This is a genomic window from Microbacterium sp. CGR2 (assembly GCF_003626735.1).
In the GTDB taxonomy this organism is placed as follows: domain Bacteria; phylum Actinomycetota; class Actinomycetes; order Actinomycetales; family Microbacteriaceae; genus Microbacterium.
In genome coordinates, this window is the sequence record NZ_RBHX01000001.1 from 3,454,865 (window position 1) to 3,468,244 (window position 13,380).

General features: G+C 67.3%; 13 protein-coding genes. 4 read left to right on the forward strand and 9 right to left on the reverse strand.

The genetic code is table 11. The features are described 5' to 3' along the window. Positions 1 to 1,191, forward strand: a complete 1,191-nt coding sequence (locus D7252_RS17365; protein ID WP_120776527.1) for a 4-hydroxybenzoate 3-monooxygenase — start codon at positions 1 to 3, stop codon at positions 1,189 to 1,191. A gap of 94 nt (positions 1,192 to 1,285) precedes the next feature. Here the strand turns inward: D7252_RS17365 and D7252_RS17370 are convergent, their stop codons facing one another. Further along, positions 1,286 to 2,143 (reverse strand): fumarylacetoacetate hydrolase family protein, encoded by an 858-nt coding sequence (locus D7252_RS17370; RefSeq protein WP_120776528.1) that lies wholly within the window; start codon positions 2,141 to 2,143, stop codon positions 1,286 to 1,288. 66 nt (positions 2,144 to 2,209) lie between these two features. Continuing rightward, positions 2,210 to 3,394: an FAD-dependent monooxygenase gene (locus tag D7252_RS17375; RefSeq protein ID WP_120777042.1), complete on the reverse strand. Its 1,185-nt coding sequence runs from the start codon at positions 3,392 to 3,394 to the stop codon at positions 2,210 to 2,212. Between the two features lie 47 nt (positions 3,395 to 3,441). Between D7252_RS17375 and D7252_RS17380 the strand changes: the two genes are divergently transcribed. The 3 genes from D7252_RS17380 to D7252_RS17390 all read left to right on the forward strand — a co-directional run bounded on the left by D7252_RS17380 (position 3,442) and on the right by D7252_RS17390 (position 5,974). Continuing rightward, positions 3,442 to 4,248 carry an IclR family transcriptional regulator gene (locus D7252_RS17380; protein WP_120776529.1) on the forward strand — a complete coding sequence of 269 codons (807 nt, stop codon included), beginning with the start codon at positions 3,442 to 3,444 and terminating at the stop codon, positions 4,246 to 4,248. A 77-nt stretch (positions 4,249 to 4,325) separates the two neighbouring features. Then, positions 4,326 to 5,432: a cupin domain-containing protein gene (locus tag D7252_RS17385; protein ID WP_120776530.1), complete on the forward strand. Its 1,107-nt coding sequence runs from the start codon at positions 4,326 to 4,328 to the stop codon at positions 5,430 to 5,432. Then, the gene (locus tag D7252_RS17390; RefSeq protein WP_120776531.1) at positions 5,429 to 5,974 is read left to right on the forward strand and encodes a maleylpyruvate isomerase N-terminal domain-containing protein; all 546 of its coding nucleotides are present in this window, start codon (positions 5,429 to 5,431) and stop codon (positions 5,972 to 5,974) included. The genes D7252_RS17385 and D7252_RS17390 overlap by 4 nt, the downstream gene beginning before the upstream one ends. A 177-nt stretch (positions 5,975 to 6,151) precedes the next feature. Here D7252_RS17390 and D7252_RS17395 read toward each other — a convergent pair whose 3' ends face one another. Genes D7252_RS17395 through D7252_RS17425 form a run of 7 tightly spaced genes read right to left on the reverse strand, consistent with a single transcriptional unit; the run spans position 6,152 to position 13,285 of the window. Next, positions 6,152 to 7,864, reverse strand: a complete 1,713-nt coding sequence (locus tag D7252_RS17395; RefSeq protein ID WP_120776532.1) for a hypothetical protein — start codon at positions 7,862 to 7,864, stop codon at positions 6,152 to 6,154. Next, positions 7,861 to 8,625 carry an SDR family NAD(P)-dependent oxidoreductase gene (locus tag D7252_RS17400; RefSeq protein ID WP_259461133.1) on the reverse strand — a complete coding sequence of 255 codons (765 nt, stop codon included), beginning with the start codon at positions 8,623 to 8,625 and terminating at the stop codon, positions 7,861 to 7,863. Before D7252_RS17400 ends, D7252_RS17395 begins: the two co-directional genes overlap by 4 nt. Beyond that, positions 8,622 to 9,494 carry a phosphogluconate dehydrogenase C-terminal domain-containing protein gene (locus tag D7252_RS17405; RefSeq protein ID WP_120776533.1) on the reverse strand — a complete coding sequence of 291 codons (873 nt, stop codon included), beginning with the start codon at positions 9,492 to 9,494 and terminating at the stop codon, positions 8,622 to 8,624. Before D7252_RS17405 ends, D7252_RS17400 begins: the two co-directional genes overlap by 4 nt. Further along, entirely contained in the window at positions 9,491 to 10,285 is a 795-nt protein-coding gene (locus D7252_RS17410) for a sugar phosphate isomerase/epimerase (RefSeq protein WP_120776534.1), read from the reverse strand. Before D7252_RS17410 ends, D7252_RS17405 begins: the two co-directional genes overlap by 4 nt. Beyond that, positions 10,282 to 11,076: a triose-phosphate isomerase family protein gene (locus tag D7252_RS17415; protein ID WP_120776535.1), complete on the reverse strand. Its 795-nt coding sequence runs from the start codon at positions 11,074 to 11,076 to the stop codon at positions 10,282 to 10,284. Before D7252_RS17415 ends, D7252_RS17410 begins: the two co-directional genes overlap by 4 nt. Next, positions 11,076 to 11,546, reverse strand: coding sequence for a ribose-5-phosphate isomerase (locus D7252_RS17420; RefSeq protein ID WP_120776536.1), 471 nt, complete (start codon positions 11,544 to 11,546; stop codon positions 11,076 to 11,078). Before D7252_RS17420 ends, D7252_RS17415 begins: the two co-directional genes overlap by 1 nt. Positions 11,547 to 11,557: 11 nt before the next feature. Next, a complete protein-coding gene (locus tag D7252_RS17425) occupies positions 11,558 to 13,285 on the reverse strand; it encodes a dihydroxyacetone kinase family protein (protein ID WP_120776537.1) in 1,728 nt (575 codons plus the stop codon). Positions 13,286 to 13,380: the final 95 nt, after the last annotated feature.

A 13,380-nucleotide genomic window follows, 5' to 3' on the forward strand; every position in this document is an offset into this window, starting at 1 on the left:
ATGACCATCACCACCCGCACCCGCGTCGCCATCGTCGGCGCAGGACCCGCAGGGCTCCTGCTCTCGCACCTGCTGGCCGAGGCCGGGATCGACTCGATCGTCCTCGATCGGCGCAGCCGCGCCGAGATCGAATCGACAATCCGCGCCGGCATCCTCGAACAAGAGACGGTGCGCGTACTGAGTGAGACAGGTGCCAGTGACCGGGTCCTCACGGTCGGCAACCGCCACGACGGCATCGAACTCCGTTTCGACGGCGAGGGGCACCGCATCGATTTCCCCGCCCTCACCGGACGCAGCGTCTGGCTCTATCCGCAGCATGAGGCACTCAAAGACCTGATCTCCGCGCGCCTGGCCGCCGGTCAGGATCTCCGGTTCGAAGTCGACGTCACGGGCGTCGGCGATGTGGGAACCGCGCGCCCCTGGGTCTCGGCGATCGCCGCCGACGGGACGGAGCAGCGCATCGAGGCCGAGTTCGTCGTCGGCGCGGACGGATCACGAAGCGTCGTACGCCCCGCGGTCTGCGGGTCATCCACCGGAGGGTACTTCCGCGAGTACCCCTTCGCATGGTTCGGCATCCTGTGCGAGGCGGCGCCCAGTTCTCACGAGCTGATCTACAGCAACTCCCCCGACGGGTTCGCGCTGATCAGTCAGCGGAGCGCCACGATCCAGCGCATGTACTTCCAGTGCGATCCCGGCGCCGACCCCCACGCGCTCTCCGAGGCGCAGATCTGGGACACCCTGCAGGCGCGCGTGCCTGGCACGATGCTGACGACGGGGCCGATCATGCAGCGCGACGTACTGCGCTTTCGCAGCTTCGTCGCGCATGAGCTGCGCAACGGACGAGCCGTGCTCGTCGGCGATGCCGCCCACACCGTGCCTCCCACCGGTGCCAAGGGCATGAACCTCGCGGTGGCCGACGTGGTGCTGCTCGATCGGGCGCTGCGCGCACTGCTGCTCGAGCACGATGCCCGCCTGATCGATGTGTTCGCCGAGACGGCACTGAAGCGCATCTGGAAGGCACAGCATTTCTCCTGGTGGATGACGAGCATGCTGCACACTGCGACCGACGCCTCGCCCTTCGATCAGCGTCGCCAGGTCGGCGAGCTGCGGTCAGTCGTCGAATCGGAGGCGGGGCAGACCTTCCTCGCCGAGGCCTACACCGGATGGCCGCACGAGGGATCCAGCCGATGATTCGGTCCGATGGGAGACCGACAGGTGCCGTGCGCGGGTAGCGCCGCAATCTCACGCGCCGGGTCAGCAGGAACCGCTCCGCCCTGGAACACGGTCAGAGTGCGGGCAGCGGCCTCTCGGCGTAAGCAACCGCGGTGCGGCCGGACACGTTGACGACTAGTCGACCAATCCGCTCGATCTCGAGCTCGATGACTTGCCCGTCCGACAGCGGTCCGACACCTGCCGGAGTGCCGGACGCGATCACGTCACCCGGCCAGAGAGTCATCACCGAGCTGGCGTAGGCCACGAGTTGAGCGACGTCGAAGATCATGTCTGCTGTGGAGACACTCTGACGATGGTCACCTCCCACCCAGCAGTCGAGCCTCAGCGAGTCAGCGTCGCCGACCTCGTCCGGCGTCACGATCCACGGACCGATCGGAGTGAAGGTGTCGAAAGACTTGCGCGTCGAGCGATCTTCGGTCGAGCGGACGCTGATGTCGAGCACCCCGGTGTACCCGGCCACGTACGACAGCGCGTTCCCGGGGGGAACGCTGCGCGCTCGACGACCGATGAGGACTCCCAACTCGCCTTCCTGGTCGGTGCGCTTGTCGGTGTACGGCAGCTCGACTGTGCCCCCGGGTGCGAGCACAGAGCTCGTCGCCTTGAGAAACAGGCCGTATTCGGCGATCGTCTTCTGCTCGGACATCTCGATCTTGTGGTCGAGATAGTTCACCGGTGCCGCGATCAGCTTCCCCGGGCGCGGTAGCGGGGCATCCAGGACCACAGATGCTAGAGACGATCTCGGGAGATCCGCCAGTTCGAGATCCGCGACGCCTGCGAAGTCCCCATGCGCGTCGAGCCAATCGCTCCACGCACCGGCGACGCTGGGGGTGGGCAGCAACGAAGACAGGTCGACGACGACGTCACCGTCGACCAGACCCGGGCGCTGCCCGTCGAAGAGCGCAAGTTTCATGTGTTGTTGTTCCGATCGTGGTCGGGGGAGACAGGCTCCCGCAGGGTTGACGAGTCGTGCAGGTTCCTACCCGCGCGCACCTCCGCGTGCGGCGTACAACCAGTCGATCGCGCTGAAGTCGTCGATCGCACGGGAACGCAGCACCTCATTGCGCTCTGCCGCTTCGCTGCCCGATCGGTGACAGAGTTCGCCGAACGCCCGCGCCATGGTCTGCACCTGAGCCGCTCTCGGCGAACGCTCTGCGGCGAAGCGTGCGCCCACGTCCATCGCAGTCCCGGCATGACCCGCCACCCGACCGAGCGCCTCAGCGTCCTCGAGCGCCTGACAGGCTCCTTGGGCGAGATACTGCAGCATCGGATGCGCGGCGTCTCCCATCAGTACAAGCCGCTGATCAGCCCAGATCGGCGATGGCATCCGGTCGAACAATGGCCATCTGCGCTGCTTGCCGACGAAGTCGAGCGCGCGCGCGACCACGGGGTGACAGCCGCTGAAGCGCTCCTCCAGCTCATCCACACCGCCGTACTCGCTCTCGCCTCTGGCGAACGAGTCGCTCCTGAAGACGAGAACGTTGTTCAGCAGCTCGCCCCGGCGCAGCGGATACTGCACGAGGTGTCCTCCAGGCCCCATCCACACCACCACATCATTGGCGATCGGCCCTCCGTCCGCGATGGGGATCGTGCCTCGATACGCCACGTAGCCCGAGTTGATCGGACGGTCGCCCACGAGAGCATCGCGCAGCGACGACCGCAGACCATCCGCTCCGATCACGAGGTCTGCACTGAGGGATCGACCGTCGAGCGTGACTGCGATGCCAGCCGCCGCGTCGACGGACACGACCTCGGTGGCGGTGCTCAGATCCGCGCCGAGTCGAACCGCCTCCGAGAGCAGCAGCGAGTGCAGATCTGTCCGGTGGATGACCGCGTAGGGAGCTCCGTACCGATCCTCGAAGGCCTGATCGAGGGTCACCCTCGAGAGCTCCCGATCGGTGATCGCATCCCGGGCGACGAGATTGTCGGGAAACACGGCGATCTCACGGATCGCGTCCTCGAGCCCCCATGAGAAGAGGACTCGCATGGCATTCGGACCGAGCTGCAGCCCCGCTCCCACCTCGCCGAACGCGGTCGCCTTCTCGACCAGGGCCACGGCGATTCCCGAGCGTCGCAAGGCGATGGCGCTCGCCAGACCGCCGATCCCTCCGCCGATGATGAGGGCGCTGCGAACCGTGATTGCGTCTTCGTCGAGCGTGCTCATCCCGTCAGCTTCGACGTGCACCGCCGGAAAACGCCTAGGATTCCTCCATGCGGAACGATCCCCTCCCGCGTCGCCCGTCGAACGGTGTCGAATCGCTCGACCGCGGCCTGCGGCTGCTCCAGCTGTTGCGCGACGACGGCAGCGTTCGCGTCGCAGACGCAGCCGAGCACCTGGGCACTGCGCGGTCCACAGCGCATCGGCTGCTTTCCACCTTGGTCTACCGGGGCTTCGCGGTGATCGATGACGATCATGTCTATCGTCCCGGACCATCGATGGATGCAGGAACGGCCCGGCTGGCGTGGACGAAGGAGCTCCGCCGCATCTGTCACCCTCATCTCCTGCTCCTGTCCCGTCGGGCGGGGCAGTCGTCGAATCTCATGGTGCGAACCGGGTTGCAGGTGCGATTCCTGGAGACCGTCGAATCTGCAGCTCCTCGGCGAACCCGCGACCGTCAGGGGATCATCATGTCTGCCTCGAAGGCCTCGGGCGGCAAAGCCATCCTTGCGCGCTTCACCGATGAGCGGATCGCCTCGATGTACCGAGAAGCGCGGGATGAGGATCGTCTCAATGCGCATGAACTGACCGCCCTTCTGCGGGAGCTGAGGTCGATCCGTCGGTCGGGCTACGCAGTGAACCGCGGGGAGACCGAGCGCGACGTGGCAGCGGTCGGTTCGGCGATCGAGTCCTCAGACGGCTCCGAGATAGGTGCGTTCTCGGTGTCGGTACAGTCGGACCTCCTCACCGCATCGCTGCAGGAGCACCTCATCGAACTCGTGCTCTCAGCACGTCAGGAGATCGCGCGCGATGTCCGCGACAGCGACCTTCACGCCGACACTGGGGATGGTTCCGCATAGCGGAATCCTTGCCACTCCGTTGCGCCCCCCGTCTAGCGTCAGCCTCGCATCCGTCACCGATCGACGAGGACACGTCAATGACGATCGACAACGCCGCGCACAGCGACACCACTGACCCGCAGCTCCCAAAGCCCTCTCCGGAACTGGAGCGGCTGTACGCCGACTTCGCTCGAAACAGCACGGCTCCGCTGTGGACGCAGACGAACGACCTCATGCCGTTCGCGCCGAAGCCAGCAGCGGTTCCGTTCGTCTGGCGGTGGAAGGAACTGCTCGACATTGCCAAGAGGTCGGGAGATCTCGTGCCGGTGGGACGCGGAGGAGAACGCCGAGCCATCGGCCTCGCGAACCCTGGGCTCGCGCCGACCGCGTACGCGACGCCCACGCTCTGGTGCGCGATCCAGTGGCTCGGCGGCCATGAGACGGCCCCCGAGCATCGGCATGCGCAGAACGCCTTCCGCTTCGTCGTGGAGGGCCAGGGGGTGTGGACGGTGGTCAACGGCGACCCGGTCGCGATGCGGCGAGGCGACCTGCTGCTCACCCCCGGATGGAACTTTCACGGCCACCACAACGACACATCCGAGCCGATGGCATGGATCGACGGACTCGACGTGCCGCTTGCCCACGACCTGGACTTCGGGTTCTTCGAGTTCGGCTCAGACCGCGTCACCGACGAGGCATCACCAGCGGTCTCCCGCAGCGAGCGTCTGTGGGCGCACCCCGGCGTCACCCCGCTGTCGAGCCGAGGGTCATCTTCGAGTACTCCGCTCGGTGCCTACCGCTGGGAGGCGACAGACGCGGCGTTGCGCAACCAGCTCGAACTCGAGGACGAGGGCTACCCGGCGACGGTCGAGCAGGGGCATGCTGCCATCAAGTTCACGAATCCAACCAACGGAGGCGACGTCCTCCCCACGATCCGCTGCGAGTTCCATCGCCTGCGCGAAGGGTCCGCCACGGCCCCCAGGCATGAGGTGGGCTCGTCAATCTGGCAGGTCTTCGAGGGACGCGGGGCTGTGGTCCTGGGAGGGACTCGGCACCGTCTCGAACGGGGCGACCTCTTCGTCGTGCCGTCCTGGGTGTCGTGGTCACTGGAGGCGGAGACATCGTTCGACCTCTTCCGCTTCAACGACGCGCCGATCGTCGAGAAGCTCCACTTCGACAGAGTCTTCATCCCCTCCGAGCGATGACCCCGAGGATGTCACGTGCGCCGGGGCGGGCCGCGGATCGGATGCGCGAGGCACGGCGCGGAACGGCCTACTTCTCACGCATCCTGGATAGCCTCTCGGATGAGCATCTCGCCGAAGAGATCTCGCCCACAGGGGAACGAACAGCCGCCATCGCCGCGCGAGTCGCGCTGCATGCCCGCGTCTGCGCCGAAGCGCTCGAAGCCGCGCGGATGGGCACCGTGTACACGCCGCTCGCCGCACGTTTCGATGCCGCCTCGATCAGATTCACCTCGACGCTGTCGCCCGACGCCCTGCGTAATCTCCACGCGCACAGCGTCGTCCATCTGAATGTCGAATGGCGTGATCTGCCACCCCAGCTCTGGACCAAGGCGATATCGACCGGCGGCGACAGTGCGCGCAGTCCACTCGTGCTGGTTGAAGAACGACGACGCCTAATCTGGACATCAGCCGCAGCCATAGATCCCCTCAGACGCCTCGAGCCTCTGCCGGACGACGTCCGAAGAATTGCTCGCATCGCCTCGGTGAGCATCCGGACAGTCTGACGAGTGCGAACGGCGGCGGTCGCACACATTCAGCAAACGAACTCAACCACCTCACCCCGAAGCTAAGTGACGGTCCGGACACCGCTTCGACCACCGCCCCGTCGACGTAAGGCGTGTCTGCGTCGCTCGCAAGCACGGGAGGGGGTACTTGACTCCACATCTGCTGCATCCCGTCCCCTACACGGCAACGCGTGCCCATGAGCCCGCGGCGAGCTCTCTTCGCGCGACCGCACCACCGGGGACCTTGACCCTCACCACCCGAGCCCGCCGGTCCATGTTCGCGACGAGAAGGATGTCTGCACCCTCACATCGTCCTCCGAGGCTCCACAGAAGACCGTCCGGGCTCGCGCCGGACAACAGCACACTGTTCTGCAGTTCCACGAGAGCGTCGAGGGCCTCAGCGACGGGCAGCCGGCCAGACTGGTCAGCGATCCCACGGGGGCCCCAGGTCTCGAACCAAGACAGGGAGCTCACGCCGCGAACTGCGAGAGCCGCCGCGCTTGCGATGACCCAGGCGGCGAGTTCGGTCGCACCCTGACGCTCGTCGGATGCACCCGTGAACTCTGCGCCGTACCCCGCGGACAGATTCGTTCGAGACGGGGCCGGTTGCGGTGTCGTCGCCACATTGTTGAAGCGCGGTCGCAACGAGACTGGCCCGATGTGCACATCGAGTCCGTCCGCGATCCGCACGGCCTGCTCGGCCACGAGCCGCTGCATCGCGACCGACTCGACGAGCTGCTCAGTGTCGAGCGCATGAAACAGCGGACTCACCGTGACGACGATCGCCTCGGCGTCGCGCGAGATGGAGTCGCGCTCGCGGTTGAGCTCGGTGAAGTGCGATCGTGCCCCGCTCGCGAAGGGAGCATCGATCCCCGCAGCGCGGAGGGCTGCAATCACTCGCGCTCCGACCGCGGGTGATGTCACGTGCGTGTCCTTGTCGAACGCCGCAACCCGCAGCAGCGGCACGGTCAGCGCCGTCAGCGCTGCCGCCGCGGAACCGACCTGATCGTCATCCTCTCCGCAGATCAGCCGCACGTCGAGCGGCCTCTCATCACGGGCCGCCCTATCCAGCACGGCGCGCCAGTTGCGCGTGGTCAGATCCAGTTCGACGATCCGGAAGGTGCCCGCCGACGAGACTGGTACAGGGTCAGGAGCGGTCGAGGCCTCGACTCCGATCTCTGGGAATGAACCGCCCTCAGTCAGGTCGATCCGCGCTTCCGGGGCAGAGCCCGCACGAGTCTCTCGGTCCGCCGGAGCGGAGACGATGATCGTCTGCTCCACCGTCTCGCCGTCACCCAGGACATACGGGTACGGCAGATCGAGCGGCCGGCTGTACGTCTTGAACGACGCATCGGTCCAGTTCCGCTGATCCTCCATCTCGAACACGTCGCCCGTGAAGGAGATCCGCGCTCCCCCGTCGATCCGCAGCTCACGGATATCGCGGATCGGCTGGTGCGGACTGATGTCGACGGGGAAATCTGTCGCCTCCGTCGAGCCGTCGGAGTGGACGACGACGACGTCGCGTCCCGCCTCCGACGGCGGATGCAGTGCGACGAGCCCAGTGCGGCATGTGTCGAAAGCCGCAGCGCTGACGGCGCTCCACACGATCGACAGCTCATCGCCGCGGGTTGCGACGGTCAGAGTCGACGACACACGGGCACCGAGTCCTTCGTGCTGAAGGGCCAGCTCGAAGGACTCGGCACCGCGGTCGAGCCTGCGCACGGCGACGGGCACGGTTTCCCACCCTCTGTCACGCACGACGGCACGCACTGCGCGGAGCACGATGATGCCATGATGGCGAATGTCGGCGATCTCGTCGCCCCTCACCTCGAGCGTCCAGCCGCCGGCCTGCCACTCGACAGCATCGGTCCGCCACCAAGTCGGAGTCACAGCGAAGTCATGCCCCCGTCAACCTGGAACAGCGCACCGGTTGCGAAGGCTCCTTCGTCGCTCGCGAGGTAGACCATGATCCCGGTCACGTCGTCAGGGGTGCCGGCACGGCCGATCGGGATGCGGCTGACGATTGCCGCGCGCGACTCGGGATCGGCGCTGATCGCGGCGACCAGCGGGGTCTCGGTGTATGCGGGTTGCACCGTGTTCACCCGGATGCCCTGCGATGCGTAGGCCGCAGCGACCGTGCGGCCAAGGCCGTGGATTCCCGCCTTCGATGCGCTGTAGGCGGTGAAGTCCTTGCCTTCGCCGTTCACACCTGTCGGGCTGCCGGTCAGAATGATCGATCCACCTCCGTGCTGCACCATCGATCGCACGGCGTGCTTGACTGTCAGGAATGTTCCGGTGAGGTTGATGTCGATCGTCCGACGCCAGACATCCAGATCAAGCTCTGCTGCCGGCGCGTCCTGTCCGAACAGCTGCACGCCCGCGTTGGCGACGACCACGTCGGGTGACCAGCCTGCGGCTTCGAGTTCAGCGAAGCCTCCGGCGACGGCATCCTCATCAGAGATGTCCATGGTGATCGCGCGTGCCCTCGCACCGATGTCCGCAGCCGCGAGCGCAGCTCCCTCGGCGTTGCGATCCGCGAGCACCACCCGTGCCCCCTCTCGAGCGAAACGCTTGGCCACCGCCAGACCGATGCCCAGCGCAGCACCGGTGATCAGCGCAGTCTTGCCTTCGAGTCGTGTCACGTTCTTCACCGCTTGATCTGATCGAGGTGCAGCATGCGGGCGAGGTTCTTATCAAGTTCGTCGTCCTGGAAGATCTTCTTCCAGTCGTCCTTGATGATGCTCTCACGGCCGTAGTCCATCGCGATGAGGCACGCGTCGGAGAACGGGTTGTCTCCGCGGAGGCCGTTGGCGAGTGCGACCTGGGTGTGACCGTACAGGATGCTGCGGGCAGCTGCCTCGGGCACGCCCATCGTGTTCACCGTCTCTCGGAGAGCTTCGTTGAGCAGGTCGCCGATCATGCACGCGACGGTCTCGACCAGGGTCGGCTCGAGCTGGGCGAGCTGCTTGATGGTGACCCAGTGCACGTCGATGACGGGCGCGTAGATGGCGCGGACGGTCGCCTCGACGATGGCCTTCTTCGCCTTGTCATCGCTCTCGATCGCGGCGATCGCGTCCTGCGGAGCGGCGATGCCGCCGAACGTGTCGGCCCACTGCTCAGGCGTCTCGCGCTGCAGGAAGAACGACGGGTGGCACGGGTGCGCGACGGCCTGGATCACGTCGGCGCGCGTCGTCAGCAGACCGGCGTACGCGGCGGCGGGGTCGAGGGTCAGCACGATGGCACCGGGGCGCAACTGCGGGACCACATCGGCCGTCACCGGGCCGAGGGCGAGGTCGGGCACGGCGAGCACGACGATGTCGGCGTCGGCCACGGCCGTCGCGGCGTCAGTCAGCTCGCGGCCGGCCTCGATCGTGCGCTCCTGTCCGGCGGGTGAGTTCTCGACGTACCAGACGGTGTGGTCGGTCTTGACGAGGTTGTTGGACACGCGCATGCCCATCTTTCCGCCTGCGCCGATGACGGCGATCTTGTGGGTGGCGGTGGCGGTCGAGCTGTCGGTCATGATGTGCTCCTCAGGTATTCGAGTGTGATGCGGGTCCATTCCCGCTCGGTTCGGATGGTGGTCTCGGCGTCGGACTGCCAGGGGAGCCAGTGCTCGACGATCTCGTTGATGCCGCGCTCGCGCGGCCGGACGGCGGAGAGCAGCTGCGGGTAGTCGTGCATTCCCGTGCCCATCGCGGTGCCGGAGTATGTGAAGCCGACCCAGCCGTCCTGGCGGGCGAAGGCGAAGTCCTTGACGTGCACGTTCTTCACCAGCGCAGAGGTCTGCTCGACGCAGATTCTCGGCTGCTCGAGTCGGGCCACGACGTTGGCGGGGTCGAGGCAGATGCCCAGATGCGGACTGTCGACGCGCTCGACCAGCCCGACGAGGTCGGTGGTCGCCATCTGCTCGTAGGTCTCCAGCGCGAGAGTCACGCCCGCCGACTCGAACGCGCGGATGCTGCTGCGCAGCCACGTCTCCGCTTCGGTGGTCGAGGGCCGGGAGTCGGGGCCGTAGACCATGCTGCGCAGCAGACGGACATCGAAGATCTCGGCGATCTCCAGGAACCGGGTGAGGTGCTCGGGCGCGATGCCCTTCGTTCCCAACTCGATCGTGATGCCCAGGTCGCGCGCGGCCGAAGCCGCCTCACGCAGCAGCGCATCGCTCATGCTCTCCAGGGGGGCGTAGTCGCAGATCTGGAAGAGCTCGACGCCCTGCTCGCGCGTGTCCTCGAAGGCGTCGACCAGACTCAGCGGATCGAGCGCGCGGTCGGAATGCCGCCAGAAGTAGGCGTAGGTGCCGAGACCGATCATGCGCTCTGCCCCGCAGTGCGTCCCTGGTCCTGTCGAAGGGCCGCGAGTTCGGCGGCCTCGTCGAGCACGGTGACCAGCGCATCGGGATCGTGGGCGAAGCGGCCGAGGAAGACCCCGTCCACCGCATCGCCGAGAGCGGTGAGGAGGCCAGGGCCAGCGGCTCCCCCGTAGATCACGGCGGAGTCCGCGCGCGCAGCATCAGCCTGGATGGCGAAACGCAGCGCCGCGGCGACGACGCGGATGTGCTCGGGCCCGGCGGGCTCGGGGGCGCCGATCGCCCAGACCGGCTCATAGGCGACGATCACCGCGCCTGCGTCGGCCCCGTCGAGCGCCGATCGCAGCTGGTCGACGGCGACGACCGCGGCATCCGCAGGCGCCTGCTGCTCGGTCTCGCCGATGCACAGCAGCGGCGTGAGTCCTGCACGCAGGGCCGCCCTCGTCTTCGCGGCGGTCTGCTCCTCGGTCTCGCTGAACAGGCGGCGGCGTTCCGCGTGACCGATCTCGGCGATCGTCGCACCGACCTCGGCGAGCTCGGCAGCCGTCACCTCCCCGGTGAACGCACCCGGCTCCTCGCCGGAGACGTCCTGCCCTCCGATGCGCACGGGCGTACCCGCGAACGCGGCGATCGCCGGCAGCACCTGCAGATAGGTCGGGGTGATGAACAGCTCGACCGCGCCGTTCATGACGGCGCCGTGTGCGCGCACGCGCGCCGCGACATCGTCGAACCAGGCGCGTGCCCGCTCGTGCCCGAAGTACGTCTTCAGGCTCACCCCGACCGTGACCTGCGACATCAGCAGGATCCGGTGGTCTCGTACTCGTCGATGACGGCGACCTTCTCGGCGCTCGCACTGGTCTCGTCGAACCGGTAGCCGAGCCACTCCCGCACGAGTCGGCGGGCGAGCTCGATGCCGACGACGCGCTGGCCCATCGTGAGCACCTGCGCGTTGTTCGAGAGCACGGCGCGCTCGACCGAGAACGAGTCGTGCGCGGTCACGGCGCGGACGCCGACGACCTTGTTCGCGGCTATCGCCACACCGAGACCTGTACCGCAGATGAGGAGGGCTCGGTCGGCCTTCCCCTGCGCCACGAGTTCGGCGGCGGCGATCGCGACGCGCGGGTATGCGGTGTGCCCGTCGGCATCCACGCCCACGTCGACGACGGCGGCGACGCCGTCGCTGTTCTCGAGGTCCTTCTTGAGTATCTCCTTGTAGTCGAATCCGGCGTCGTCGGAGCCGATCACGAGACGGAGCTTGTCGGTCATGGTGAGTCCTTTCAGTTCGAGGTGTCGGCGAGCAGGTCGCCGAGAGCGCTGACGATCAGCGCGAAAGAGATGGCCCCGGGGTCGGGAGTTCCGATGGCGTGCTCGCCATGCGTGCGGGCGCGGCCCATCTTCGGCATCAGGTCCGAAGTCGCCGCGGCCGCATCGGTCGCGGCGACCGCCGCGCTCTGCCACGCCGCAGCGAGCTCAGCGCCGCCATCGACAGCGCCGGTGAGGACGCTCGTGAACGGCACGAGCGCATCGACCATGGTCTTGTCGCCCACCTCGGCCTTGCCGTAGGTCTGAACGCCCCGGACACCGGCGTCGACACCCGAGGCCACTGCAGCCGCGTCGGGTCGCCCCTCGTCGCCGAGCCGCGAGGCGACGGCGTTGAGCATGACGCCCCAGAGAGCGCCCGACGTGCCGCCCGCCTTGTCAGCCCAGGCGTCCGCAGCATGACCGAGAGCGGTCTGCGCTCCGGCTCCGGCTTCGGAGGCGAGGACGGCGGCGGCGAGGGCCGCATGCGAACCGCGCTGCATGCCGATGCCGTGATCTCCGTCGCCAGCGATCGAGTCGATGCGACCGAACTCGTCGGCGTTCTCGTCGATGGTGTCGACGATGACCTGAAGGGCCGCGCGCACGGTCTGTGCGACCGCTTGCGAATCGTCATCGCCGGGCGTGATGATCTCGGTGATGCTCTCGCCCGCGCTGACCGGTGCTGCCTGCTCGGCCGTGACGACCGAGCCGCGGCGGTAGGCCGGCGCGTCGACCGGGGTGTCCCAGAGTCGCTCGAGCTCCTCGTCGAGCCAGAACAGGGTGAGAGAGGTGCCCGCCATGTCAAAGCTCGTGCAGAACTCGCCCAAATGGGGATCGACCGCGACGATCCCTGCCGTGTCGAGCAGCTGCGCGATGCGGCGGTAGACGACGAACATCTCCTCGTACTTCAGCGCACCGAGCCCGTTGAGGATCGGCACCACGCGGGCTCCTGCCGCGTCGACGCCGTCGGGGATCTCGGACAGCAGACGTGAGACCAGGAGCTCGGCGAGTTCGTCGGCGGTCGGCACGTCGGCCTCGTCGATGCCCGGCTCGCCGTGAATTCCCAGACCGATCGCCATGCGTCCTTCGGGCACCGTGAACAGAGGCGCAGGCGCACCGGGCAGGGTGCACCCGGTGAAGGCGACGCCGAAGGAACGCGTGCGCTCGTTCGCGAGCCCGGCGACACGGGTCACCCCGGCGAGGTCGTAACCGGCCTCGGCCGCGGCGGCCGCGGTGCGGAATACTGTGAGATCTCCGGCGATGCCTCGACGCTTGTGCTTCTCCGCGGCGGGCGCGCTGGCGATGTCATCGGTGACCGTGACCGTCTCGGTGGGGATGCCCTCGGCGCGGAGCTTCTCCTGCGCGGCATCGAAGTTGAGCACGTCCCCGGCGTAGTTGCCGTAGCTGAGGAACACCCCGGCGCCGCGGTCTGCCGCCTTGGCGATGCTGTACACCTGCTGGGTCGACGGGGAGGCGAACAGATTCCCCATCGCCGCGCCGTGGGCAAGTCCCTGGCCGACGAGTCCACCGAACGCGGGGTAGTGCCCCGAGCCTCCGCCGACGACCACAGCGACCTGACCTGCGGGAACAACCGTGCTGCGTACGACTCCCCCGGGAATCCGACGGACCGATCGTGCGTTGGCGGCCACGAAGCCATCGATCATCTCGTCGACAAATTCCGCTGGATCATTCCACAGACGCGTCACGAGTGCACCATGATCGCGACATCGATCACCGATCTAGCTGCCTGGCTGATGTCCACGATGACTCCTCAATCGACGGTGATGCGAGCAAACCGACG